25 protein-coding genes are annotated in these 26,391 nt (G+C 42.5%); 13 read left to right on the plus strand and 12 right to left on the minus strand.

From position 1 onward, the window contains the following. Positions 1-5: 5 nt before the first annotated feature. The 11 genes from trpB to F0227_RS16610 all read left to right on the plus strand — a co-directional run bounded on the left by trpB (position 6) and on the right by F0227_RS16610 (position 10,025). Positions 6-1,196, plus strand: a complete 1,191-nt coding sequence (gene trpB, locus F0227_RS16560; RefSeq protein WP_171754351.1) for a tryptophan synthase subunit beta — start codon at positions 6-8, stop codon at positions 1,194-1,196. Next, a complete protein-coding gene (trpA, locus tag F0227_RS16565; RefSeq protein WP_171754352.1) occupies positions 1,196-2,002 on the plus strand; it encodes a tryptophan synthase subunit alpha in 807 nt (268 codons plus the stop codon). Before trpB ends, trpA begins: the two co-directional genes overlap by 1 nt. A 566-nt stretch (positions 2,003-2,568) precedes the next feature. Beyond that, complete coding sequence (locus F0227_RS16570; protein ID WP_171754384.1) at positions 2,569-3,861, plus strand: cation:dicarboxylase symporter family transporter; 1,293 nt, start codon at positions 2,569-2,571, stop codon at positions 3,859-3,861. Positions 3,862-3,990: 129 nt separating this feature from the next. Next, complete coding sequence (locus F0227_RS16575) at positions 3,991-4,527, plus strand: septation protein A (RefSeq protein WP_171754353.1); 537 nt, start codon at positions 3,991-3,993, stop codon at positions 4,525-4,527. A gap of 50 nt (positions 4,528-4,577) precedes the next feature. Next, complete coding sequence (yciA, locus tag F0227_RS16580) at positions 4,578-4,979, plus strand: acyl-CoA thioester hydrolase YciA (protein WP_171754354.1); 402 nt, start codon at positions 4,578-4,580, stop codon at positions 4,977-4,979. An 84-nt stretch (positions 4,980-5,063) separates the two neighbouring features. After that, the gene (locus F0227_RS16585) at positions 5,064-5,360 is read left to right on the plus strand and encodes a YciI family protein (protein ID WP_171754355.1); all 297 of its coding nucleotides are present in this window, start codon (positions 5,064-5,066) and stop codon (positions 5,358-5,360) included. 1 nt (position 5,361) lies between these two features. Beyond that, entirely contained in the window at positions 5,362-5,760 is a 399-nt protein-coding gene (locus F0227_RS16590; protein ID WP_171754356.1) for a GspS/AspS pilotin family protein, read from the plus strand. A 166-nt stretch (positions 5,761-5,926) separates the two neighbouring features. Beyond that, positions 5,927-7,072, plus strand: coding sequence for an ABC transporter substrate-binding protein (locus F0227_RS16595; protein WP_171754357.1), 1,146 nt, complete (start codon positions 5,927-5,929; stop codon positions 7,070-7,072). Between the two features lie 11 nt (positions 7,073-7,083). After that, positions 7,084-8,772: a thiamine ABC transporter permease gene (locus F0227_RS16600; RefSeq protein WP_171754358.1), complete on the plus strand. Its 1,689-nt coding sequence runs from the start codon at positions 7,084-7,086 to the stop codon at positions 8,770-8,772. Next, positions 8,738-9,388 (plus strand): ATP-binding cassette domain-containing protein, encoded by a 651-nt coding sequence (locus F0227_RS16605; protein WP_171754359.1) that lies wholly within the window; start codon positions 8,738-8,740, stop codon positions 9,386-9,388. The genes F0227_RS16600 and F0227_RS16605 overlap by 35 nt, the downstream gene beginning before the upstream one ends. Beyond that, complete coding sequence (locus F0227_RS16610; protein ID WP_171754360.1) at positions 9,378-10,025, plus strand: CDP-alcohol phosphatidyltransferase family protein; 648 nt, start codon at positions 9,378-9,380, stop codon at positions 10,023-10,025. Before F0227_RS16605 ends, F0227_RS16610 begins: the two co-directional genes overlap by 11 nt. A gap of 81 nt (positions 10,026-10,106) precedes the next feature. On the opposite strand, the gene pepT is transcribed toward F0227_RS16610, so the two are convergent. From pepT to F0227_RS16630, 4 genes are all read right to left on the minus strand, one after another. Continuing rightward, positions 10,107-11,330, minus strand: coding sequence for a peptidase T (pepT, locus tag F0227_RS16615; protein ID WP_171754361.1), 1,224 nt, complete (start codon positions 11,328-11,330; stop codon positions 10,107-10,109). A 180-nt stretch (positions 11,331-11,510) separates the two neighbouring features. After that, positions 11,511-12,443: a class I SAM-dependent methyltransferase gene (locus F0227_RS16620; protein ID WP_171754385.1), complete on the minus strand. Its 933-nt coding sequence runs from the start codon at positions 12,441-12,443 to the stop codon at positions 11,511-11,513. Positions 12,444-12,448: 5 nt separating this feature from the next. Then, positions 12,449-13,129: a TIGR01621 family pseudouridine synthase gene (locus F0227_RS16625; RefSeq protein WP_171754362.1), complete on the minus strand. Its 681-nt coding sequence runs from the start codon at positions 13,127-13,129 to the stop codon at positions 12,449-12,451. Positions 13,130-13,313: 184 nt separating this feature from the next. Beyond that, positions 13,314-14,747, minus strand: coding sequence for a sodium-dependent transporter (locus F0227_RS16630; RefSeq protein ID WP_171754363.1), 1,434 nt, complete (start codon positions 14,745-14,747; stop codon positions 13,314-13,316). 522 nt (positions 14,748-15,269) lie between these two features. Between F0227_RS16630 and cls the strand changes: the two genes are divergently transcribed. Beyond that, positions 15,270-16,724: a cardiolipin synthase gene (gene cls / locus F0227_RS16635; protein WP_171754364.1), complete on the plus strand. Its 1,455-nt coding sequence runs from the start codon at positions 15,270-15,272 to the stop codon at positions 16,722-16,724. Positions 16,725-16,790: 66 nt separating this feature from the next. Continuing rightward, entirely contained in the window at positions 16,791-17,984 is a 1,194-nt protein-coding gene (locus tag F0227_RS16640) for a cystathionine beta-lyase (RefSeq protein WP_171754365.1), read from the plus strand. A gap of 147 nt (positions 17,985-18,131) precedes the next feature. On the opposite strand, the gene F0227_RS16645 is transcribed toward F0227_RS16640, so the two are convergent. From F0227_RS16645 to pspA, 8 genes are all read right to left on the minus strand, one after another. After that, positions 18,132-18,791, minus strand: a complete 660-nt coding sequence (locus F0227_RS16645; RefSeq protein ID WP_171754366.1) for a PilZ domain-containing protein — start codon at positions 18,789-18,791, stop codon at positions 18,132-18,134. 219 nt (positions 18,792-19,010) lie between these two features. Next, the gene (locus F0227_RS16650; RefSeq protein ID WP_171754367.1) at positions 19,011-19,574 is read right to left on the minus strand and encodes a DNA-3-methyladenine glycosylase I; all 564 of its coding nucleotides are present in this window, start codon (positions 19,572-19,574) and stop codon (positions 19,011-19,013) included. Positions 19,575-19,648: 74 nt separating this feature from the next. Continuing rightward, positions 19,649-22,768, minus strand: coding sequence for an efflux RND transporter permease subunit (locus F0227_RS16655; protein ID WP_301338371.1), 3,120 nt, complete (start codon positions 22,766-22,768; stop codon positions 19,649-19,651). Further along, positions 22,761-23,867 carry an efflux RND transporter periplasmic adaptor subunit gene (locus F0227_RS16660; protein ID WP_171754368.1) on the minus strand — a complete coding sequence of 369 codons (1,107 nt, stop codon included), beginning with the start codon at positions 23,865-23,867 and terminating at the stop codon, positions 22,761-22,763. Before F0227_RS16660 ends, F0227_RS16655 begins: the two co-directional genes overlap by 8 nt. A 1-nt stretch (position 23,868) precedes the next feature. After that, positions 23,869-24,903 (minus strand): efflux RND transporter periplasmic adaptor subunit, encoded by a 1,035-nt coding sequence (locus F0227_RS16665; RefSeq protein ID WP_171754369.1) that lies wholly within the window; start codon positions 24,901-24,903, stop codon positions 23,869-23,871. A gap of 141 nt (positions 24,904-25,044) precedes the next feature. Continuing rightward, positions 25,045-25,437, minus strand: a complete 393-nt coding sequence (pspC, locus tag F0227_RS16670; protein WP_171754370.1) for an envelope stress response membrane protein PspC — start codon at positions 25,435-25,437, stop codon at positions 25,045-25,047. After that, positions 25,430-25,663, minus strand: a complete 234-nt coding sequence (pspB, locus tag F0227_RS16675) for an envelope stress response membrane protein PspB (RefSeq protein WP_171754371.1) — start codon at positions 25,661-25,663, stop codon at positions 25,430-25,432. The genes pspC and pspB overlap by 8 nt, the downstream gene beginning before the upstream one ends. Positions 25,664-25,675: 12 nt before the next feature. Continuing rightward, on the minus strand, positions 25,676-26,344 hold the full coding sequence (pspA, locus tag F0227_RS16680) for a phage shock protein PspA (protein WP_171754372.1): 669 nt from the start codon (positions 26,342-26,344) through the stop codon (positions 25,676-25,678). Between the last annotated feature and the right edge of the window lie 47 nt (positions 26,345-26,391).

A 26,391-nucleotide genomic window follows, 5' to 3' on the forward strand; every position in this document is an offset into this window, starting at 1 on the left:
ATTGTATGGCTAAGTTAGACGCCTATTTTGGTGAGTATGGTGGTCAGTTTGTACCTCAAATACTGGTTCCTGCACTGGAGCAACTTGAACAAGAATTTATTGATGCTCAACAAGATCCTCAATTTCAGAGTGAGTTTATGACGCTACTGCAAGAATATGCAGGCAGACCTACCGCATTGACATTGTGTCGAAATATCACCAAAGGTACCAAAACAAAACTGTACCTAAAACGAGAAGATCTACTGCATGGCGGTGCACATAAGACCAACCAAGTATTGGGGCAGGCATTGCTAGCAAAGCGAATGGGCAAAAAAGAGATCATTGCCGAGACGGGGGCCGGTCAACATGGTGTTGCAACCGCACTAGCCTGCGCACTGTTAGATCTAAAATGTCGCGTATATATGGGAGCGAAAGATGTAGAGCGCCAAAGCCCTAATGTGTTCCGTATGAAATTGATGGGTGCAGAAGTGATCCCCGTTCACTCAGGTTCTGCCACACTAAAAGATGCTTGTAATGAAGCACTACGAGATTGGTCTGCCACCTATCAAGATGCTCACTATTTACTTGGAACAGCCGCTGGCCCACACCCTTTCCCAACCATAGTGAGAGAGTTCCAGAAAATGATCGGCGAAGAGACCAAGAATCAAATACTGGCTCGTGAAGGACGTCTACCTGATGCTGTCATTGCCTGTGTTGGCGGCGGTTCTAACGCCATAGGCATGTTTGCAGATTTTATTGAAGAAGAGAGCGTCGAGTTAATTGGCATTGAGCCGGCAGGTAAAGGCATTGATACTGACCAGCACGGCGCCCCACTAAAGCATGGTAAAACAGGCATATTCTTTGGTATGAAAGCACCACTGATGCAAGATGAACACGGACAAGTAGAAGAGTCTTACTCTGTTTCTGCTGGCTTGGATTTCCCATCTGTTGGGCCACAACATGCTCATTTAAATGCCACGGGTCGAGCCAAATATCACTCAGCTACCGATGATGAAGCATTAAATGCGTTTCAGCAGTTAGCCAAAACAGAGGGAATTATCCCGGCATTGGAATCAGCACATGCCCTCGCCTATGCCGTTAAACAGGCTTACGCAGAACCAGATAAAGAGCAGCTTTTAGTGGTAAACCTGTCTGGTCGAGGTGACAAAGACATATTTACTGTTCATGACATACTACAACAAAAAGGAGAGCTGTAATGGATCGCTATCAATCACTTTTTCAACGGTTAAAAAACCAAAATGAAGGTGCCTTTGTTCCTTTTGTCACGGTAGGCGATCCAAATAAAGAGCTCTCTCTACAAATTATGGACACCTTGGTAGAAGCCGGTGCGGATGCCTTAGAGCTGGGGATCCCATTCTCTGACCCGTTAGCAGACGGCCCGACCATACAAGGCGCAAATATCCGAGCTCTGGACTCAAACGTCACGCCGAGCATATGTTTTGAGTTGATTTCTCAAATTCGTCAGCGCTACCCTCAATTGCCGATAGGCTTACTTATGTATGCCAATCTAGTATACGCGAACGGCATTGATAATTTTTATCGCCGATGCGCCGAAATAGGGATAGATTCGGTGTTGATTGCCGATGTACCAACAAATGAAAGCGCGGACTTCATTCAAGCGGCGAAGAAGCATGGCGTTCACGCTATTTTTATCGCACCTCCAACAGCCAGTGATCAGACCTTAAAATCGGTTGCAGAGCTAGGCGGCGGCTACACCTACCTACTTTCAAGAGCAGGGGTTACCGGTGCAGAAACCAAGGCCAATATGCCCGTCGCTCACCTAATGGATAGATTAAATCAGTTTTCAGCACCACCCGCCCTGCTTGGTTTTGGCATTTCTCAACCTGAACAAGTCGTGGAAGCGCTAGATGCAGGTGCTGCGGGTGCTATCTCTGGTTCCGCTGTCGTTAAGATCATCGAATCAAATCTGGATGACGCTCAAACCATGCTCAATGAGCTCGCTACTTTTGTTGGCAGCATGAAAGCAGCAACAATACGTTAGTTACTTAGGGTCTGTTGACCTTTCGCGACTATTTTTGCAGCAGTTTGTTGTTATTTTATACAAGGCAGCACCTGTGAAGTGTAGCCATCTACACAAATCAGGTGATAACGCAGTAGAAAGCAACAACAAACGCTGCCCGAAGGGTTCATCTGAAAACGTCTTGAGCTGTGTTATGAGTCGTTTACATAGAATAACTATGCTGCTCTCCTCATGCCTTGCTCAAACCGTTTTCAGATTGAACAAAATCTGTTCTCGAAAGATCAACAGACCCTAAGCATTTTAATCAAGTAATTAACCCTTAATCGCCATGCACGCTCTCTGCAAATTCAGAGAGCGTGTTGTCATTCATCTCGACTGTTTATTTAGTGCAAACTTCACGGTAAAACCCCTTCCACAGGTTAATTTATTAAAGTGTCGCCGCGATCTCATTCTGGTAAATGACAGCTTACTCATTACTTAACCTACGTCATTAAAATAACAATTGATCATCGGAATTATTTGTAAATCCAATTCGAACTGTGTAAAAGGTTTTACGGAATTATTGTCTGGCTTTTAACGCCGAATCGATACTAATCCCCAAGATTGTTCACTTTCCACGTACGGAGGTTGTTGTAGTGGCCGAAAAGAAAAACTTATTAACTAATATTGGTGTGCAAGTTGTTATTGCCATGATTCTAGGTACCTTAATTGGTGCTGTTATGGGTCAATCTGCTGCCATGTTTGCACCTTTAGGTGCGATTTTTATTAACCTGATTAAAATGCTCGTTATCCCTTTAGTCGCGGTTGCCCTAATTTCAGGTGCAGCGGGTCTAGGTGATAGCCATTCTGCTGGTAAAGTTGGTGTTACAACGCTAGGATTTTTCGCTTTAACGTCAGCGCTTGCTGTTGCTTTAGCACTATTCATGGGTGAAGTGTTCCAACCAGGTACTGGTATCGATGTATCGTCGGTTGAAGGTATGTTCTCTGCTGAATATGCATCTAAAGGTGAATTGCCAACATTTTGGGCAACGGTTGTAGGTATGATCCCTACTAACGTTTTCCAATCATTGAATGAAGCAAACATTCTGCAAATTCTCGTTTTCTGCTTGTTCTTTGGTATCGCCATTTCCAAATTGGAAAAAGAGCGCCGCGCTCCGTTAATGAATGGGGTAAATTCCATTGTTGACGCTATGGTTTGGATGATCAATAAAGTAATGATCATTGCACCTATTGGCGTATTTGGCCTAATGGCTGAAGCGGTAGGTACATTTGGCTTCGGTGCATTGATGGTGGTATTTAAGCTATTCATCGTATACATCGCCGCTATCTTAATTTTTGGCTTTATTGTATACCCAGCCCTAATTCACTTGTTCACTAAGACATCGGCTCGTAAGTTCCTAACGGTAATGAAAAAGCCTCAAGCGGTTGCGCTATCAACGGCTTCTTCTATGGCGACACTTCCTGTCACTATGGATGCGGTTGAAAACGAACTGGGTGTACGTAACTCTACTGCGTCATTTGTGCTGCCATTAGGTGCAACAATCAACATGAGTGGTAACGCAATTTACTACGGTTTGGTTGCGATTTTCTTTGCACAGCTGTTCCACATTGACCTAAGCATGGGTGCTTACATTGCCATCATCATTACGGCAACATTAGGTGCGGTTGGACAAGCAGGTGTTCCTGGTCCTTCATTCTTGGTAGTAGCGGTACTTCTTGCTGCTGGTATCCCAATTGAAGGCTTACCACTTCTGTTCGCATTGGATCGTATTTTTGACATGATTCGTACTGCATTGAACATCACTGGTGATGCTGCATGTGCCGTTATTGTTGACTCTATCATCGAAAAAGATTTAGAGCTGCAAAAACAACAAGCATAAGTAGTCACAACCACTAAACGGATGGCCGCAATTTGCGGCCATTTTTTATATCTAATTTCTACAAACTGTTTAGCATTGCCGCTAAATTCGTTAGACTGTGTACAATTTTCTATCCTATAGTAATGAAAAATGAAACAACTTATTGATTTTATTCCATTAATCATATTTTTTGCACTTTATAAAATGTACGACATTTATACCGCTACAGGTGCATTAATTGTCGCTACCGCCATTCAAATCGCTCTAACCTACTTCATTTATAAGAAAGTAGAGAAAATGCAGTTGGTGACATTTGTTATTGTTACCGTCTTTGGTGGAATGACCATCTTCTTCCACGATGATAACTTTATTAAATGGAAAGTTACCATTGTCTATGCGCTATTCTCACTTGGCCTGTTTGTTACTCAACTTATGGGTAAGCCCGTCATTAAAGGAATGTTAGGTAAAGAGATTACCTTGCCAGATTCTGTATGGGCTAAAATCAACTGGGCTTGGGTTGGGTTCTTTATTTTATGTTCATTACTCAATATTTATGTCGCTTTCAATTTGCCTCTGGATGTTTGGGTCAACTTTAAAGTCTTTGGCTTGTTGGCGGCAACCTTTGGTTTTACCTTGCTTACGGGTATCTATATCTACAAGCACCTACCTAAAGAAGAATCTAAATAAAATGCTGTACTCTCAACCTCCCGGTTGAGAGTTTTCTATTGGAATGTCTTATGAACAATGATGTTAGCTCCGCACCTCGCGGGCAAATGTTGCTGCGTACTCTTGCGATGCCAGCAGATACCAATGCCAATGGTGATATTTTTGGTGGTTGGATTATGTCTCAACTCGATTTAGCCGGGGCGATTCTGGCAAAAGAGATCTCTTCAGGACGTGTGGTAACCGTTTCTGTCTCCAGTATCACCTTCAAACAACCTGTTCGCGTCGGTGATGTGGTGTGCTGTTATGGCGAATGTATTAAAATTGGACGCACATCAATGTCGGTGAATTTACAAGTCTGGGTAAAACCTGTAAATGTAAATGGTATCGGTGATCGTTATCAAGTATGTGAAGCAACGTTTAATTATGTGGCGATAGACAGTAATGGTCGACCTCGTCCAGTAAAAAGTGTGTAAACTTACACTTCTAATACACGGCTACGATGCACAACGATAAATCTTGTATTATGTAGCCTATCAAACAAGTAAAAGGATAGATTCATGTGGTATGTCATTTTTTCTCAAGATGTTGAAGATTCTCTACAAAAACGCATGAGCGTAAGAGACAAACATTTGGCTCGTTTACAGCTATTACAAGATGAAGGACGTCTTCTGACAGCAGGACCAATGCCTGCCATTGATTCTGAAAACCCTGCAGAAGCGGGCTTCACTGGCTCAACAGTTATTGCTGAGTTTCCTTCTTTAGAAGACGCCAAGCAGTGGGCTGATGCCGATCCTTATATCGACGCTGGTGTCTATGAAAACGTCATTGTGAAACCATTTAAAAAAGTATTCTAGAATGACCTCATTAACTCGATACACTCTCTTATCACTCATTGCCGTATTTCTTTTCGGTTGCAGCGGCAATACCGATAAACAACGCCAAATTGAAGCGATCGCTCAGCATCGAGCAACAACGCTATCCAATAGCTTACCTATTGAGCACGGCCCCTTAACCATTATGCAAGCGAAAGCCGTTGGAAACAGTGTTCAGCTTATGATGATATATAATGGTGAGGCGGCATCATCTGCTCAGCAGCTGCTTGAAGGAAGCATTCGTTACTATTGCAATAACTCTGAAGTGAAGGCAAATCTTGTACACGGCGTAATCTACAATATTAAGTTACGCAGTCCGCGAGGAAAATTACTGGCTGAAAGAGTGATAACTGAGAACAGTTGCGCTAAAAAAGCAGAGTAATCACACACCAATTAATAGGAGCACTATCCGTGCTCCTTCAATTATTGCTACCTTTTATATATCCATATAAATATTTTCATTCATAATGAATAGAAAGCGTATGATGTCCGGTCTACTGGGTAACATTGACGTTTTGTCATTAAAATGCAACTTTGAAAGGAAGCTTATGAAGAAAATAGCACTACTCGCCACTGCAATTGTTGGTTTATCCTCTACCGTCGCCTATGCGTCCGATTGGCAACAAATAACAGACAAAGCTGAAGGCCAAACTGTCTATTTTCATGCGTGGGGCGGAAGCCAAGAGATCAACGCTTATTTGAAATGGACGGGTAACCAACTTAAGCAAAAATATGACATTAATTTTAAGCATGTCAAAGTCACGGACATTGCAAAAACCACCTCACAACTGATTGCAGAGAAAACTGCTGGTAAGTTAGAGAATGGCAGCGTTGACATGGTATGGATTAACGGTGAAAACTTTAAGTCCATGAAGAATAATGAGCTTTTATACGGCCCTTTTGTAGAAAAGCTACCTAGCTGGAAGTACGTTGATAAATCTCTACCTGTCGATAGCGATTTTTCAGAGCCAACTGATGGTCTCGAAGCACCATGGGGAGTTGGACAACTGGTCTTTATTCATGACAGTAAAACACTCAGCAATCCACCAGCATCATTTTCTGAGCTTCTTAGTTACAGCAAAGCGTTCCCGAATCGCATTAGTTACCCTAAACCACCAGAGTTTCACGGAACCAGTTTTCTTAAAGCACTGCTAATTGAGCTTACCAGTAGTGACCCCTCTCTTTATAAGCCCGTTAACCAACAAGATTTTGATATCATAACCAAACCGTTGTGGGACTATTTAGATCAACTGCACCAGTCGGCATGGCGTGAAGGTAAACAGTTTCCGGCTAGCTCATCTGAAATGGTTCAACTATTAGATGATAGACAGCTTGATTTAAGTATTACTTTTAATCCTAACGCTGTCTTCTCAGCACAAAACAGTGGCAAATTGGCACCGTCAACTAAGACTTATGCCATGGATGCGGGTGCTTTATCGAATATCCATTTCTTAGCCATTCCATTTAATGCCAACGCGAAAGAAGCGGCGATGGTCTCAATCAACTTTTTATTGAGCCCTGAAGCGCAGTCCCGTAAAGGCGACCTTTCAATATGGGGTGACCCCTCTGTGTTAGAGAACCAATACCTGCAAGGAACGGCAAAAGAGACTCGTTTGTTTAAGTCGCTACCAGAGCCTCACCCTAGCTGGCAAGTCGCGTTAGAAAAAGCGTGGCTAGAAAGATACGGTAATTAGTTGTCATTACTATGCTAAGAGCGGCTTATCTACTTCTCATTGTCGTGTGCATCTTGCCTATCGTTCCCGGAGCGATAGGCGTTGTGCTATCTTCACTAGGTTATCTGCCGCCAATTGGTTTAACCACCGTCTCATTTGATGGTTTTGCTGCGGTATTCAGTTGGAGTGCGGTGTGGAAATCGATTTCACTCACCTTGAGCAGTACAATACTAAGCAGTGTTATAAGCTGCTTTCTGGCATTTTCGATTATTCAAGGTGCTTGGCATAGTAAGTTTTGGCGCATCATAGAGAAGTCCCTTGCACCACTGCTCGCCATGCCGCATGTTGCCTTTGCCATTGGTTTTGCATTTCTGTTCTCGCCAACCGGTCTGTTTTCTCGCCTATTTGATACACTGTTTGAATTAGATTCTATCTCGTTCTTAGTGAAAGACTCGTTTGGTATTGGTTTATCTTTAGCACTTGCGTTAAAAGAAGTGCCCTTTTTGCTGTTAATGAGCATCCCAATACTAAAGCAACTGAAAATCGATCAGTTAGCAAAAGTCACCACCAGTTTAGGCTATGCGCCTGCACAGTTTTGGTGGAAATGCATCTTTCCACAATGGCTGGTTAAAATCCGTTTTCCACTTATTGCCATTATTGCCTATAGCGCCTCAGTGGTAGATCTAAGTTTGATTCTGGGCCCAACTAATCCGCCGACATTTGCCGTTCTAGTGTGGCAGTGGTTCTCGGAACCAGATTTATCACTGTTCCCAAGAGCGGGGGCAGGTGCTGTGATTTTGTTCTGCCTCTGCTGCCTTTTAATTGCTTTATTAAGGTTCATTGAGTGGTTCGTTATCCAGCATAAAAGAGAGTGGCAGTACTCTGGGCGTAGCGGAAAAATGCTGTCAGGAAAAAACAGTTTCTCGCTACTTTTGTTGATCAATATTTTAATCGTTCCAATCACTCTGCTTTGGTCTTTTGCCGGACGGTGGCGCTTTCCAGATATTGTTCCAAGCCAGTTCACCACAAGGTTCTGGACAACCGAGTGGGCGTCAATATGGCCAACCATCAGCGACAGCTTTTTATTGGCATTTGTCTCTGCAACGTTAGCGCTATTTTTTGCTCTGATTGCTCAGGAGTACCAAAAGAAGCATCATGTGCACATTCCTAAGCTTTTAATTGCGATTCCGATACTGGTTCCTCAACTCTCTCTACTGTTCGGTATCCAAGTTGCCACCTTATACGTAGATAGCAATAACTATCTGCTTTGGGTTATCTGGTCGCATATATTCTTTGCTTTTCCCTATGTTTTCTTAGCGCTAGACGGCCCTTGGCAGAGCTATGATGATGGCTACAGCAAGACGGCATTAAGTTTAGGCAAGTCTCCTTTTTATGTATGGCTAAAAATCAAAGCCACCATTCTATTTCCTGCCATTATGTTTGCTTGGGCAACAGGGGCAAGTGTTAGCTTAGCGCAATATTTGCCGACATTAATGTTAGGTGCTGGACGCATATCAACCATTACAACAGAGGCCGTCGCACTGTCGAGTGGTTTTGACCGACGAGTAACCTCTATTTATGCTTTATGGCAAGCATTGTTGCCGTTACTCTTTTTTAGCATCGCTTTTTTGCTAAGCAGAGTTAAAAACTTATCTTTCTCAAACCATAATAGGAAACCAATAACCAGTGGCTCTTATTCTAAAAAACCTCGTCATCTATAATCGAGAAAAAAATGCCCTATTTGATCCCATTAGCTTTCAGGTTAATCCGGGAGAGACATTAACCTTAATGGGGCCAAGTGGTTGTGGTAAATCGACTCTGTTAAGTGCCATAGCTGGTCACTTAAATGATGAGTTTTGTTATCAAGGTTCTCTATCCCTGAATGAACAAACACTCGACGACAAGCCAGCACATAGTCGAGATGTGGGTATCTTGTTTCAAGACGACCTGCTGTTCCCTCACCTATCTGTTTGGGAAAACCTTGCTTTTGCCCTACCCAACTCGGTAAAAAAAGAGCAGCGTAAACAGCAAGCGCTGCAAGCTCTGCAAACGATTCATTTACATAAACTGGCCGACGCTAAGCCAGATCAGTTATCTGGTGGGCAGCGTGCCAGGGTTAGCTTATTACGAATGTTACTGGCAAAGCCTAAAGCCATTCTTTTGGATGAACCTTTTAGTAAACTCGATAAAGAGTTAAGAGAGCAATTTCGAGACTGGGTGTTTGAGCAGATAACACAAGCACAAGTTCCAGCGCTGTTGGTTACGCATGATAGTTCAGATGTTCCGCAATCAAGTCGCTGTCTCGTTTGGCCTTGGAGGGATGAAAATGCTGGATAGATTTGCTATTCAAGTGATTCGCTCACCTCTGGCAATGTGTGCCAAGGTGATTGATCGTGCTGGTATTTCCGCTAATCAAATTACTCTGGCGGGATTTGTCATCGGCTGCTTGGCACTGCCTGCCTTGTACTTCCATTACTACTCAATCGCTCTGCTATTTATCATTTTAAATCGGATCTTTGATGGTTTAGATGGTGCAATCGCACGTATTCAAGGAATTACCGATTCTGGTGGCTTTCTAGATATCAGTTTGGATTTTCTCTTTTACTCACTGATCCCATTTGGCTTTGTGTTGGCAGATCCAGAAATGAATGCCGTAGCGGGAAGCTTTCTCATTTTTGCATTTATTGGCACCGGCTCTAGCTTTCTGGCATTTGCGGTTATGGCAGGCAAACGGGAAATAGATAATCCCGTCTACAAGAATAAGTCTCTGTACTATATGAGTGGGCTAACAGAGGGCACGGAAACCATCAGCTGCTTTATCCTGTTTTGTCTTTTTCCTGCTCATTTCTCCGTCATCGCGTACGTATTTGGCTTAATGTGTTGGTTTACCACTATCAACCGAATCTGGGCTGGTTTTACAACCTTAAAAGATATTGAGCAGAGAGATGAACAACAAAGTCACGGTATGAGTTAGAGACAGAGACAGAGACAGAGACAGAATGATGACGTAAATAGGAGATTTACGCCATCAAATAGATGTTTATAGAAGATGCGGCTATTTACGCGCAACGTTTTCTGCGATTTTTACAATAACGTCAACCGCTTGCTTCATGCCATTAATGGTAATAAATTCATGGATACCATGAAAATTATAACCTCCGGTAAAGATATTAGGGCAAGGTAATCCCATAAAGGAGAGTCTTGCTCCATCGGTTCCACCTCGAATAGGCACGATATCAGGCTCGACTCCACACTCTAACATCGACTGTTTGGCAAACTCGATGATATGTGGATGTGGCTCCACCATCTCTTTCATATTGAAGTAACTATCATTAATCTCGACGCTAACACTTCCCTTATCTAGCGTGGCGTTCAACTCATCAACTTTGCGGCTGATAAACTGTTTACGCTGCTCAAGACCATCACGTTCAAAATCACGAATGATGTATTGTAGCTCTGTTTTGGCAATGCCCGATTTAATAGAGGTTAAATGATAAAACCCTTGGTAACCATCTGTGCATTCCGGTGTTTCTTCACTAGGCATAGACAATTGGAAACGTGCAGCAATATTCATTGAATTAACCAAGGTGTCTTTTGCCGTACCGGGATGAACACTCACGCCGTGACAGATAACATTGGCGCTGCTGGCGTTAAAGTTTTCATACTCTAGTTCACCAATTGAGCCACCATCAATAGTATAAGCCCACTCAGCGGCAAATTTTTCCACATCAAACAGGTCTGCACCTCGACCAATCTCTTCGTCTGGTGTAAAGCCAATGCAGATGTCGCCATGGCGAATTTCTGGATGAGCCATTAAGTACTCGACCGCCGTTAAAATCTCGGCAATACCGGCCTTATTGTCTGCCCCTAATAAGGTCGTTCCATCCGTGGTAATCAGGTCGTGGCCATGTAAGTCATTCAATTGAGGATATTGAGTTGGCGACAGTTTCTCACCACTATTACCCAAAGCAATCTCCCCACCTTGATAGTTGTTAATGATCTGAGGGCGAACATTTTTCCCTGACTCATCAGGTGCGGTATCCATGTGAGCAATAAAGCCAATGGCAGGAACCTGATCACCACAATTAGATGGCAGCTTCGCCATAAGATAGCCATTGTCATCCAAACTGACGGATGTTAACCCTAATGACTCCATTTCTAATTTTAATTGTTCTGCAAGTTCCAACTGCCCTTCACTACTCGGGCATTGACTATTATCACTGTTCGATTTTGTATCTACCGCAACATAACGTAAAAAACGCTCTACTAAATTTTCCATTATTTCCTCTTATTTTATTTACTTTAACGTGATTAAACGTCAAAAGTGTCTCATTCAGCGACAGACGCGCACCCTAGCCAGCAAAATTGATCATCTTAATCAGTGCTTCGATACGTCCATCTTTATTAACCCGGCATGGATAGTTGAGGACTGATTTCGCCCTCTCGTCACCCATTGAGATTATTTAAATACCAATACTTTTAAGCTGGCGTTTTCATCAACATCAGCAAATTCAGCGGGGTTTTCTAATCGATACTGGTAGCTCAGCTGCGGTGCTTCTAACTGCATTGAGTCAATCAAAAAATCAGGGGTCACACTAGGCGAGTTAACACAGGCTAATACTTCGCCATTTTCAGTCATTAGTTCAGGCAAACGTCTTAATATTTTTTTGTAGTCTTTGGTTAAAGCAAAACTGCCTTTTTGAAATGATGGCGGGTCAATAACGATTATGTCATAAGGGCCACTCTTGCGGATTTTCCCCCAAGATTTAAATATATCGTGAGCCATAAAACGGACTTTATTCAAGTCATGATGATTTAGACGGTGGTTCTCACGGCCTTTATTCAATGACGCTTTTGCCATATCCACATTCACCACTTGATCTGCACCACCTTCAATAGCCGCTACAGAAAAACCGCAGGTATAAGCGAACAAGTTCAACACGTTCTTGTTATGACTTCTTTCTTGCAACCATTCCCGCCCTAATCGCATATCTAAGAACAGACCAAGATTCTGATTTCTTCCTAAATCTAACTGATATTTAAGGCCGTTTTCTATTCCAATAGGGTGGCTTTCGACGTCATCAAAAACAACTTGCGACGGCGCACCATTCTCATAACGGTGTTGGAGCAAAATTGACTTGCCAAGTTTCTCTTGCCATAACGCGGTTTTGGCTAATGCTTCTAGCGACTGAAGCAAGGTTTGCAGAAACAGCTCATCGACAGGTTTAAATAGTGCAACAACTAAGTGGCCTTGAAGCCAATCACACGTTAACTGCTCCAATCCCGGCCATTGCTGACCTCGGCCATGAAACAGACGACGCAGCTCATTTGGCGTGTGTTCGAGTTGTTCAATAATATGATTATAAAAAGTTGATATTTGTTGATGATTCATAGGATTTACTTGATTTTTGGCCAATCTAATTGCCATGGTTTATCCCACTGATTTATGCACTTTTGTGCTTCCGAAGAGAGCCATTTTTCGCCATCAGTAGGGTGTGAGATAAAACTGTAATCCATGCCATCTAAACGAAAACGCATAGCATAGGCATGCAAATAGCCTCTATCAGTCTTAGATTTGGTATTGTAAATAGGATCACCAAGAATAGGCGAACCAATCGAGTTTAATGCCACTCGAATTTGATGTGTTTTCCCGGTATAAGGTTTACAAATGAACCAACGTTCACCTTGTTGCCCTGTTTGAGAGAAAAACTGAGTAATGGCCGGGTTTACATTACTTTTGAGTAGCTTCCATGATGCTCGTCGAGAACGTTCCATGTCACCAATAATGCTGCCCTGTTTCTTTTTAGGCTTGCTCTCACCAATAGCGAGATAATATTTTTCTATCTTTCTAGTGGCAAACAGTTCAGATAACTGTTTTGCTGCGTGAGAATGTTTCGCTAATAGCAGTAAGCCCGATGTCATTTTGTCTAGACGATGAACCAGATATAGTTTGTCGCACTTAATCGCCCTTGCGACCTCACACAACAACATAGTGTCTCCATCATCTTTATGGACGCTAATCCCTTGATGTTTATTGATCACTATAAAGTCATCGTACTGATAAAGAATATCAAACATAGTAGCCACTCCTTTATGGAGGCTGAGTATATACCTCTTTCTATGCATTGCGCGATATTTTCTTCTCTCGCTACATGAAAACAGCGAATAAGATGAAATAATAAACAACGAAAAAGCGGGAGCCATTACTGGCTCCCGCTTATTAATACACTCTTTATGTAATAAAGGTTTTAGCTCACGACAACTATAGTTTCTTAGAGAAGAGACCTGTCAACGCGATGATACCAATACCTAGCAACATGATTTCCCCTTTACCACTGTCAAAGCCACTCTTAATACCAGAGAAAGCAACGATAGCGATAGCAAATGGAATCACATATTTTACTAAGTTGTACCATAAGCCAAATAGTGGGAATGATACTTTACCGTCATTGGTGATCTCTTTTTCAAGTTCTTCACGAGTCAGTCTCCAGCCAGCGAAGATACAAACCAGCATACCACCCACAGCAAGGAAGATTTTGTCTGTCAACAAGTCAAAGATATCAAATGCACCAGTACCAAACAGCTGAGGTCCAACGCCACCCAACGACAGAGAAGCGAAGACACACAGAACAGCCATTACAGAACTTGCTGTTAGAACTGCCGTTGTACGTTTCATGCCTTTCTCATCAATTAGGTATGAAACCACAACTTCTAGTAGAGAAACAGACGATGTTAATGCCGCAACACTTAAACCAATGAAGAATAGCAACGCAAGCAGTACGCCAATGATGCCACCCATTTCAGCAAACAATTGAGGTACAACAACGAATACAAGACCCGGACCAGCCGCTGGTTCCATATTGAAAGCGAACATCGCAGGGAACATCGCCAAACCAGCCAAAATAGCAACACCGGTGTCCATAGCGGTTACCATCGCAGTAGTCTGAACTAAGTTTTCCTTCTTCTTAAGGTAACTACCATAAGTCATCATACAACCCATACCAAGGCTTAATGAGAAGAATGCTTGTCCTAGCGCCGCTAATACAACGTCACTATTTACTTTAGAGAAGTCAGGTTTGAATAGGAACTCTAAACCAGCCGTCGCACCTGGCAGGCTTAAGCCTTTCACTGCAACTAAAATTAAGATGACGAAAAGTAGAGGCATCAAAATCTTACCGGCTTTCTCAATACCGCCTGAGATACCTTTTACTACCACGACAATGTTAAGTAGCAGGTAGAAGCCCATCCACATTAGTGGTTGAACAGGATCAGAGATGAATCCGCCAAATGAGTCGCCAATAGCGGCTGGAGTACTGAGCAATCCAGTTGCTATCTTATAGATGTAAGCAACGGCCCATCCACCAACAACAGGATAGAAACCCATTATCAAAAGACCAGCAAATACACCCATCACACCGACAAACGTCCAACGGCGATCGGTTGTCTTAATTGCACCAACCGCTGATACACCTGATTTACGACCAATAGCGAATTCGGTCAGCATGACACTAAAACCGATAAAGATAACGAATAACAGGTAAATAGCGACAAATGCACCACCGCCACTTTCTCCTGCTGTGTATGGGAATTTCCAGATATTACCCAGACCAACAGCTGAACCCGCTGCGGCCATAACGAAGCCTAATTTTGATCCCCAGGTATCACGGGGTTTTGTGGTTGTATTACTTGTTGCCACGGTTACTCCAAATATTCTGTTGTGTTTGCATATTTTTATTAGGCGTCTATAAAAAGGAATAAGTGTAAACTATACTGTACACCATTCTAAAAAATGATTAGCGCCCTATCAGTAGCAAGTAAAACAGTTTGCGAGTAAAATTAAAAGCCCAATGAGTGTATTTTTCGTTAAATTATCTAATTATTAATGTTAAATGCTCTAAATTTGAACAATATCAAATTTCTCTCCTATCTTTGGCTATATTCAGCCAATAATTAACTGATCGCATATCTACCTCGTGAATATTCGACTCAATTGGCAATTTTTCATCAATTTCTCCTATCTACCGATTCACAAACAGTCAACAAATCATTAAATTTAACATTTTCATAAACGATTTTTACAAACAAACCGATCAATATAACCCGTTGTTAAAATTTGTCATATCATCCATGCAACGGCATGGGTATACTAAGATTTGTTGAAAAACATGCGCGTAAAATCAACAGACCCTAGCCTTGCTATAACCACAACAGAGAGCATATGGAACAGTTTTATCAACTATTGGCACTGATTGGTGTTGGCTTGTACTGGATATTGGTTGCCGGTGTTACTTTACGAGTCGTATTGCGAAGAAGAGCAGTCAGTGTTTCATTAGCATGGCTGATGATTATCTATATCATTCCTGTTTTAGGTGTATTTTGTTACTTCCTATTTGGTGAGCTCAATCTAGGCCGTAAACGCGCCCAACGTGCTCATGAAATGTTTAGTCACTACGAAGATTGGTTCAATCAACTACACGACTGTCAAGCTCATCTACCGGACTTAATGAGTCCTCAAATAACCAAGATTGATGAGCTCTGCACCAATAGAATGGGGATTCCTGCTCTCTGTGGTAATAACCTGTCTCTACGAAGTTCTCCCAGTAACATCTTACGTTCAATTATCGAAGATATTGAATCCGCCCAATCGCACATTCGCATGGTGTTTTATATTTGGAACCATGGCGGCCTCGTTGATGCGGTAGGTTCGGCACTTATTCGTGCCGCCAAACGAGGTGTTGATGTAAAAATCTTACTCGATTCTGCTGGGAGTCATCGTTTCTTCCGCAGTCATTGGGTCGACATGATGACCAAATCAGGCATCAAAATAGAGCAAGCATTAGCAGTAAGCCCATGGCGGGTCTTTTTACGACGACTAGATTTACGTCAACACCGAAAAATCATTGTTATTGACGAGCAAGTTGCTTATACCGGCTCTATGAACATGGTTGATCCGGCCTTCTTTAAACAAAATGCTGGGGTTGGAGAGTGGATAGATGTCATGGTTCGTATCACAGGGCCAACAGTCAATGTCTTATCGGCAATCCACGCTTGGGATTGGGAAGTAGAAACTGGAGAGCGCATTTTACCGCAACTTCCCCACTGTGTTGTACCTCAGACAGAGAACCCTCTCCCTGTTCAAGTTGTGCCTTCCGGTCCCGGAATGCCGGATAACTTAATTCAACAAGTATTAACCCTCACTATTAATCAAGCACAAGAATCGGTGCGAATAACAACACCCTACTTTGTTCCCAGCGAAGAACTTCTTGAAGAGCTAAAAATGACCGCTCAACGAGGGGTAAAAGTCGATATTATTCTGCCTAAGAAAAATGACTCTGTTATGGTTCAGTGGGCTTCTCGAGCATTCTATGAAGAACTTTTGCAGTGTGGTGTAAGAATATATGAGTTTGAAGGCGGTTTACTGCACACAAAATCAGTGGTGGTGGATGGAATATACTGCTTGGTAGGCACAGTAAACCTTGATATGAGAAGCCTTTGGCTGAATTTTGAGCTGACCCTAGCAATAGATAACGTAACGTTTACAAAGCAGATGTCAGAACTGCAGCAGAGTTATGCGGATTTATCGGTCCCTGTTAGCCTTGAAGAATGGCGGCAGCGAAAAATGTACTATCGCTTTTTAGAAAGGATATTTTTCTTGTTTAGTCCGCTGCTATAACACTTGCCATCTTTGTTACAACATGGTTTAAATAGTGTTATACCGCTTACAGAATAGGAAAGTTCGATGACCGAACATAAGCAAACAAAAATGGTCACCGCTGGTCGCAGCAAAAAATGGACTAATGGCGTAGTAAATCCTTCCGTACAACGCGCTTCCACGGTTGTTTTTGATACCGTTGCAGAAAAGCAGCACGCCACTAAAAACCGAGCAAAGCAAACCCTCTTTTATGGTAGACGTGGCACCAGCACTCATTTTGCCTTGCAAGATGCCATGGTAGAAATTGAAGGTGGTGTTGGCTGTGCGCTATACCCTTGTGGTGCAGCCGCTATCACCAATGCCATACTGGCATTTGTTAAAACCGGTGATCACATCTTGATGGTGGATACCTGCTACGAGCCAACTCGCGATTTTTGCCAACAAGTGCTAAAGAGAATGGGCATTGAAACCACCTATTATGATCCTCTAATCGGCGAAGGCATTGCTGAACTGATTCAACCCAATACACGGGTTCTATTTCTTGAATCTCCGGGCTCTATCACGATGGAAGTGCAAGATATCCCAACGTTGAGTCATATCGCCCATCAGCACGATCTCGTGGTAATGCTCGATAATACCTGGGCAGCTGGTGTTAATTTCTCACCGTTTGAATTTGGCGTAGATATTTCCATTCAAGCAGGTACAAAATATATTGTCGGCCATTCAGATGTAATGCTGGGAACGGCGGTTGCCAATCAACGCTGTTGGGATAACTTAAGAGAACAGAGCTACCTGATGGGACAATGCATCTCTCCTGATGATGCTTATCTTGGCTTACGAGGTCTTCGTACTCTTGATGTACGATTAAAACAGCATCAGCAGAATAGCATCACCGTTGCACAATGGCTCGCAGAGCGACCAGAGGTTGACCATGTAAGGCATCCCGCGATGAGCAGCTGTCCCGGACACGAGTTTTTCTTGCGTGATTTTACTGGCAGCAATGGACTATTTTCATTTGTGTTAAATACCAGCAACAGCAAAGCGACAACCGCTCTGCTTGATGGAATGAAACACTTTAGTATGGGTTACTCTTGGGGGGGATTTGAAAGCTTGATTTTGGCCAACGAACCCAGCTCATTTAATGCACTTAGAACCGTGGCTCATCCAAAGTTCACTGGCACCCTCATTCGTTTGCATATCGGTCTTGAAAATGTAGATGATTTAATTTTAGATCTTGAACAGGGTTTAGCTCGATACGCACAAGTACTGTCAGAGCAGTAACGATATTACATTCTACGGCATGAATCCGTAGCACAGAGCAGGAGTCAATAAAGCGCACCCTTTGGCAGCGTCCTGTACCATCAGGTCACTTAAATAAAAAAACGTCGGCATTTCTGCTGACGTTTTTACATTCAAATCAATCATTTTTTAATGATCCAATACGACATGCTGTAGTACTTCTAATCTCAACTCGTCGGATATATCCAGATAATGGTCAAATTCAATGCCTAACACAACACCATCCAACTGTTTCCGGAAATTGACGACTGAACATTTAGGGTGAACGTTTTGTAGATGCTCTATTTCGGGATCAACAGCAATCTCTGTCCCTATCTCTACCTCTAACGGCTCTTTGATGAGCAATGCACATCCAGAGATAGAAATATCTAACAGTTCAGCACGGTAGTTTTTCTTGCCAATTTTTGCCGATGCACCAATATGCACCTTAAAACGTCGGTTCTCTCGAATGGGCTTACTTTCAACTGCTACCGGATAGTTAACAAACATCAACCAAGTACCAAATAACTTTATACCCGCTATTCGAGACTTAAATGCAATAACATGCCCTTCTTCGGTATCTGCCATACCACGAACAACAACAGATACATTATTCACTTTGCGAACAACTAACTCTTCCATTGAGCGGTTATTCAATTCAAAAATTAAGAAGTTATTCTCTTTTAAGCCAACAAACTGGCAACCAACCGTATATTGATCTTTTGGACCAAAACTTATAACTGCAGAAAGCCGCATACCAAACTGAAGGTACTTCTTAAGGTCATGCAATGTTGGATCAGCCACGCTCATTCAATACAACCTAATTTAAGGTTTCTAACCGTCTCTATTCATTTACTAGATCATTCTGCTTTCAAATCAGAACCTTGATCTACAGCCAATACAATCTAGGTGGACAAGCACTTAAAGATTACTTGAGTATAAGTATATTAGAATATCCAATATATAATTGAGGTCAATACATATTAACTATAGATATAAACGTTGTATTTATCCTTAACACTGTCGACGCTATTTATTCATTTTACTTGGACAGCCAATTAAATGGTCATCAACCATTCCTACTGCCTGCATAAACGCATAACAGATGGTTTCCCCGACAAATTTGAAGCCTCTTTTTTTCAAAAATTGACTCATTTGCTTAGATTGTTCCGTTGATGTCGGCACCTCTTCCATTGAGTTCCAGTGATTTACCATCGGCTCTGATCCAACAAACTGCCAGAGTGCCTTGGAAAGCGAACCATACTCTCGTTGCAGCTCAATCGCCGCTCTCGCGTTTGAGAAAACCGACGCGATTTTGCCTTTATGTTTAACCACATCAAAGTTGGCGATGATGTGTGCGACATTGGACTCATCTAATTTCGCAAGCTCTTCGATATTATAGTGCTGAAATGCCTCCCTATAACCCTCTCGCTTCTTCAGTATGGTTATCCAGCTCAGTCCTGCCTGAGCTCCTTCTAACGTAATAAACTCAAACAAGACTCTATCGTCATATACGGGTACTCCCCACTCCGCATCATGATATTCTTTTTCCAATACATGGTTCATCGCCCATGCACATCTTCTATCTGTCATTGTTCTTCTCCAAAAAGACGACCTCCAAATAAAGAGAGGTCGTCGTATATCTATCATTTTGTCAGCGAATTGGCTCAGCTAGGGTCAATAAGTTTAACCTTATGGAAAATCTTATACAGCACTGGAACCACAATTAACGTCAGAATAGTCGCAAACCCTAAACCGAACATGATGGTGACGGCCATAGGTTTAAAGAATGTATCAGGCAATAGTGGCACCATACCTAAGATAGTGGTAATGGCTGCCATGCAGACTGGCCTAACACGACTCAGCGCGGCATCAATTACGGCATCATATGGAGCTTTACCCGATTTCATCTCAATTTCAATCTGGTCCAGTAGCACAATGCCATTTTTGAGTAACATGCCTGACAAACTTAAGAAACCAAGTAACGCCATAAAGCCAAATGGTGTATCCAATAACAATAAACCAGACGCCACTCCAATAACGGCAAGGGGCACAGTAAACCAGACGATTAAGGGTTCCTTCACCGAGTTAAACAGGAATACCGTAACCAAGAACATAAACAGATAACCCAGCGGCATAGTGCTAAATAGTGATTCCTGTGCGTCACTGGATGATTCGTATTCTCCACCCCACTCTAGCGAATAACCAGCTGGCATCTCTATCGCATCTATTTGACTCATTAATCGTTTCTGAAGTGTCGCCGCGGTTTCCTCTCCTAAAATATCCGGATCCGCCATTATCGTTAACATACGTTTGCGGTTTTTTCTTATGATCAATGGGTCTTCCCAGCGAATGTCATACCCTAGCGTCACTTGTTGCAACGGGATATATTCTCCAATGGCAGCACTCCATATCTTCATACTCTCGATGTTATTAATGTTCTCTCTTTCATTTTCAGGCAGCCTCGCCACAATTGGCATCAGCGTCGTACCGTCTCGATATACACCAATAGATTTACCTGAGAACGACATACTCAAGAAATCATCAATATCAGATTTGGTAACGCCATATCGACGAGCCTGACTTTCATTAAATATAGGTTCAATGACTTTGGTTCTTTCACGCCAGTCATGGCGGACATTGGTTGCCATTGGATCCGCATACATAATATCCATCACTTGTCTGGCGATACCTCGTAAAATAGTAGGGTCGGAACCAACAATTCTCGCCTCTATTTTCGCCCCTCCGCCGGGACCCAGTTCGATTTTTTTCAGCTTGTAATTCACTTCTGGATAATGATTTTCAATATGAGTTCTGAACCTTCTCATCAAATCATCCAGTACATCAGCAGACGTTACCCTTGTTGCGATTTCACCATAGGCAGAGTAACTTTTTTCGGGTGCATAAGTGAGCATAAACCGCTGCAAACCTTTCCCGGCAGTTGTCGTGATATGCTCAACACCTTGCTGTTCAGAAAGCCACGACTGCAACTGTTTCAGCTTATCGTTTGTCGCTCTAATATCGGTACCTTCTGGCAACCAGATGTCCGTCATAAATAGAGGTGTTGTAGAGGAAGGGAAAAAGGATTGTTTTACCTGGGTAAAGCCATAAAGGCTTGCCGCAAGCATAACCACAAGCGTCGCCACCGTTATCCATGCCCGGTGCATGCAAAACTCTAAGAAACGTCGATAGACCACAAATATAATGCCATTATATGGGTCATGTTCTTCCGTGTCGTTATCCCCTGATTGTGGTTTAGTTTCTTTAAAAAATAGATTGGCAAAGAAAGGGGTCAGTGAGATGGCAGTAAACCAGCTCAGCATGAGTGAGATAAGCAGAACCGTGAAAAGCGTACCGCAATATTCACCGGTGGCATCGTCTGATAAACCAATGGGAGCAAAAGCGGTCACCGCAATTACCGTTGCGCCTAAAAGCGGCCATTTGGTTTGGGTAACAATGTCCGTCGCGGCTTGTATTCTGGTTCTTCCTTTTTGACAGCCTATCAGTATCCCTTCCACAACCACAATAGCATTGTCCACCAACATCCCTAATGCAATAACAAGTGCGCCGAGTGATATTCGTTGAAGCTCGATTCCCATATACTGCATGAAAATAAAGGTTCCCAAAACGGTGAGTAATAGAATCAATCCTATTAAAACACCAGAACGAACCCCCATAAAAAAGAGCAGCACCACAATAACAATCGCTACTGCTTGCCCTAAGCTAACAACAAAGCCACTAACCGATTTATCCACCTCGTTTGGCTGGCTATACACTTCCGAGATTTCAATGCCAATTGGCTGCTGGAACTTAAGCTCCGCTAATCGACGATTAAAGCGTTTGCCCACTTCAACAACATTGACACCTGAACTAAATGAAACCCCGAGATTGAGCGCTAATCGCCCGTTATAGTTGATAATATTGCTAGGAACTTCGACATAGCCTCGTTTAACTGTCGCCACATCTTTAAGGAAAATAAGCCCTTGAGCCCCCCCTTCCGTCAAAATAAGATCACCAAGCTGCTCGACATCTTCGAACTCACCTGTCGGATGGATACGAATATATTCATCACCAATCCTCAACGCTCCTGCATCAGAAACGACATTTTGCGTGGATAGCAGGTTAAAGATGGTGTTTGGAGCTATGCCTAAAGAACTCAGCCTTTTCATCGAAACTTCCAGAAAAACTTGTTCTTGCTGTTGGCCTGACACATTGACCTTACCAACCCCGTCAATCAACTCTAACTCTCGGCGCAAGTAGTCAACGTAGTCTAACAACTCTTTGTAGGAGTATCCTTCCCCAGATACTGCCAGCAAAATACCAAATACATCACCAAAATCATCAACCACTAAAGGAGCATTAACCCCCGGTGGCAGTTGTGCAGTGAGATCATTCACTTTCCGTCGTAATTCATCCCATATTTGTGGTAAATCGTCAGGGCCATAATTGTTTTTCATTGTGACGGTTATTTGAGATAAACCACGACTGGAAATTGAATTCACTTCGTCCACATACACCAGTTGCTGAATCTCTTTCTCAATGGGGTAAGTCACCTCTTCTTCAACTTGAACCGGTGTAGCTCCCGGGTAGTTGGTGACTACCAAGGCATCTTTTATGGTAAAAGCGGGATCTTCCAAACGCCCAAGTTCAAAGAATGCCGACGCGCCACCAATTAAGAAAATAAGAGAGAGCATCCAACTAATGACGCTATTTTTGATAAAATAAGCGGCTATCCCCTTAGTATCGTCTGTTGAGTGGTCTGCTGATTGGTCCATTTTATCACTCATCGCCTTCACTCCCTGTTGACAGTTCGTTTACTAACTCCACTTTCATTCCATCTCTTAGCCTCGAGACACCAGCAACAACGATACTGTCACCTTGAGTTAACCCGCTAACTACCTGAACTTTTTTGTAATTGACTTTTCTTGTGACCACCTTAGTTTTACTAACACTATTATCTTTACCAACAACCCAAACGTATTTATTCAATCGATCTAGGTCTTCACCGTCAGGGGTAAATACCGCTTCTATTGGGATAGAAATTAACTGAGATGCCGAGTTTAAATCACCAATGCTGCCTTGTATTGGGGCAACATCCACCGCCATACCGTCTAGAACGATGTCATTTTCAGGCATTGGCATGGTTAGAGTGACGGTATACGTTGCACTCTCTGCATCTTGCTCTGTGGTATATTCTTTTAGCGACGCTCGGTAAGTATTACCATTGTTGAGGCGCACATCCGCTTGAACTTGTTGATAGTCATAATCGCTTGGCGAGCCCGCAAATAACTTGTCTGGCACCTGAATAACAATATCAACTTGTTTAGGGTTGTGAATATTGACCACCTGCTGACCAATATTAATATTCTCAAACTGTTCAACATTCACTCGAGAAATCAAGCCGTCATAGGGTGCATTTAAAGTGGTAAATGAGAGCTGTAAACTGGCAAGGTCCAGTTCAGATTTTGCTATCATGCGTTGAGCGGCTAACTCATCAAATTGCGATTGTGCAAGCAAACCTTTTTTAACTAACTGTTCAGAACGCTTATATTGACTGTTTGCGACTGAATAGGAGGCTCTGGCATTATCAACCGCCAACTGATAATCCGTTGGATCAATCTCCGCAATCAACTGTCCTTTAGTGACTCTGTCACCATCGCGAACCATCAGCTTGCTGACTTCGCCCGAGACTCTAAAACTTAACCTAGCTCTATCAGCTGCATTTGCAATCGCGGGAAAAAACATTCGATCGTCGACACCCGTCGTTGATCCTACTTTAACCACTTTCACTTTAGCAATGGCGGGTACTTTTTCAGGCCCGTTGTCTTTACACCCCGCGACAATGCCCAATAAAGAGAGGATACAAACTACCGTTTTAACTCGCATATTATAACCCTCTCTCTTTTATCCACTCACGAACCTTCATTCCGGCTTCAATCTCTGCAACACCGGAAACAATGATTAAATCACCATCGTTTAATCCAGAAAGAACTTCGCCTTTGTCCCCTAGCGACACTAATGTCTGTTCCGTGATCCCTTCTTCGTTTACCTGCCATACATACAGTTTGCCGTCTTGTTGAAAAAGTGCGGATTCAGGGATAGGGGTAACTCCCCCTTTGGGAATTAATATCTTTATTTGTCCTGACATTCCCGGCAATACGCCAACATCTTCAGGACGCTTCATAATCATTGTGGCTTTATAACTGCCAGTTTTAGGATCGGCTTCGGTATCCAACTCTTGAAGCTGCACAGAAAATGACTCTTGAGGGAATGAATCGAAAGTCATGGTGGCTTTTCTGTTCATCGCGTACTCAAAACGAGATAGCAAATAGTCTGGCACTTGAAAAACAACTTTAAGTAACTGAGTAGTTTGAATATTCATTACTGGTTGATTGGCATTAATGAATTCAAACTCCTCAACATTCACTATTGAGACGCTTCCATCATAAGGGGCGATTAACTGGGTATAACCAAGATTGGCACTTGCTTGGTCAAACGAAGCACTGGCCGATTTATAATTGGCCTGAGCTTTATCAAAATCTTGCTCAGATACCACTTGATCCTTTCGAAGCTTACTCATTCGCTTAAACTGAACGTTAGCCAGCTCGAAGTTTGCTTCTGCCTGTTTTTTTAGCAGAGAGTATTTGTCCGGATTAAGTGCCGCAAGAACATCCCCTTGTTTGACATTTTGCCCAGCTCGCACCTTTAAAGACGTTAACTGCCCTGGCACTCTAAATGCCAAAACAGCTTTATCCCCTGCTTCAGCAACAGCAGGAAATGTGCGTAATAAATCACGATTACCGACAGAAACCGTTAATAATTTGGCGGGACGAGATTCTGGTTCAGGTACAGGAGGGGCTTTATCTTTACAGCCAATAAGAAAAGTGACTGATATTATCAGATAAGTTAATGACTTGTGCATACCACATCATCCATGTTGATTAGCGTTTTAATTAACATAGATGAATATGCAAAGAGATGCCAGTGTTCGACCCTTTAACTTACTGATATATAAGCTGGATCATAAAAACAACTAGCATCCAATTATTTTGTCAATATGAGCTTACAAGTTGTTAAACTCTCTATTAACTTTAAACCGGTCTGACGTGACATATGCTTCAACTGTTCGTATCTGCTTTTCCACGGTATTTAGATCATGTTCAACGTTTAACAACAATTTCTCTGGCGTCTGTCCTGACTGCCAAGGCTTGTTTTTAATTGTATGATCTTGCTTAGATTTTATGGTTTCCTGATAATCATACGGCTGTTTTTCTAACATCAAGGTGAACGCCACATAAGCCAAGATAACCAGAAAACTTCCACCTAACAAAGCAGCAGATACCACCAGTATCCTAACCAACCAGATCTCCGCACCAAAATAGTTAGCGATACCGGCGCACACACCTGTTAACTTACCATTGACGGGATCTCGATACAGCTGCCTATTATTAGTCATAATGTTGTCTCCAACTTGGCGACTCAGAGTCGAGTATTTTTTCTAACGTTACAACTCTTGTCTGTAACTGCTCTGCTTTATTCGATAAAGATTGCAGCTTCTCATAATCTTCCGTTGTTAGACCATGCTCAGACTTCTTCTTACTTCGATAATGAAGAAATAACCAAAGCGGTGCTACAAAAATCAAAAATACAATGATTGGCCCAGTAATTATTGCCGCTGTCATAGTTACACCTTATTATTTTTCGTTATTCATCTCTTGCTTCATTCTTTCTAGTTCTTGCTCGATACCATCTTGCGCTTGCAAATTTGCGAACTCTTCATCAAGAGATTTAGCTTTGCCTGACAATTCATAGCTATCTGCTTCCGCTTCGAGTTGATCTATTTTTCTTTCATACTGTTCAAACTTAGACAGAGCTTCTGCCGTTCTGCTGGTATGAAGGTGTTTCTGCACATCTCTTCGGCTACCGGCGGTTTCACGACGAATAACTAAAGCCTGTTGCTTAGCACGAGTTTCATTTATTTTCGCTTCTAACTTACCAATTTCACTTGTTAGTTTGTTGATGGTTTCTTCGACCAACGTTTGCTCAGTATGCAAGCCTTTAATGACATCTTGCAACTTCTGCTTCTCTATCAAAGCCGAACGGGCAAGATCTTCTCTCTGTTTTGTTAATGCCAGGCTAGCTTTTTGCTGCCAATCATTAATTTGTGATTCTATGCTGTCGACTCTACGCGCCAACTCTTTTTTGTCCGCTATCGCTTTGGCTGAGTTGGTTCTTACTTCAACCAATGTATCTTCCATCTCTTGAAGTATAAGGCGTATCATCTTCTCTGGATCTTCTGCTTTATCCAGCAAAGCGCTAATGTTTGAGTTTACGATGTCGGCAAAACGCGAAAATATACCCATGATGAAGCTCCTGTTTCTGTCTTTCATTACAATAATTTTTGTGCTGA

Origin of the sequence: Vibrio sp. 99-8-1, assembly GCF_013114595.1 — a bacterium.
Taxonomy (GTDB): domain Bacteria; phylum Pseudomonadota; class Gammaproteobacteria; order Enterobacterales; family Vibrionaceae; genus Vibrio.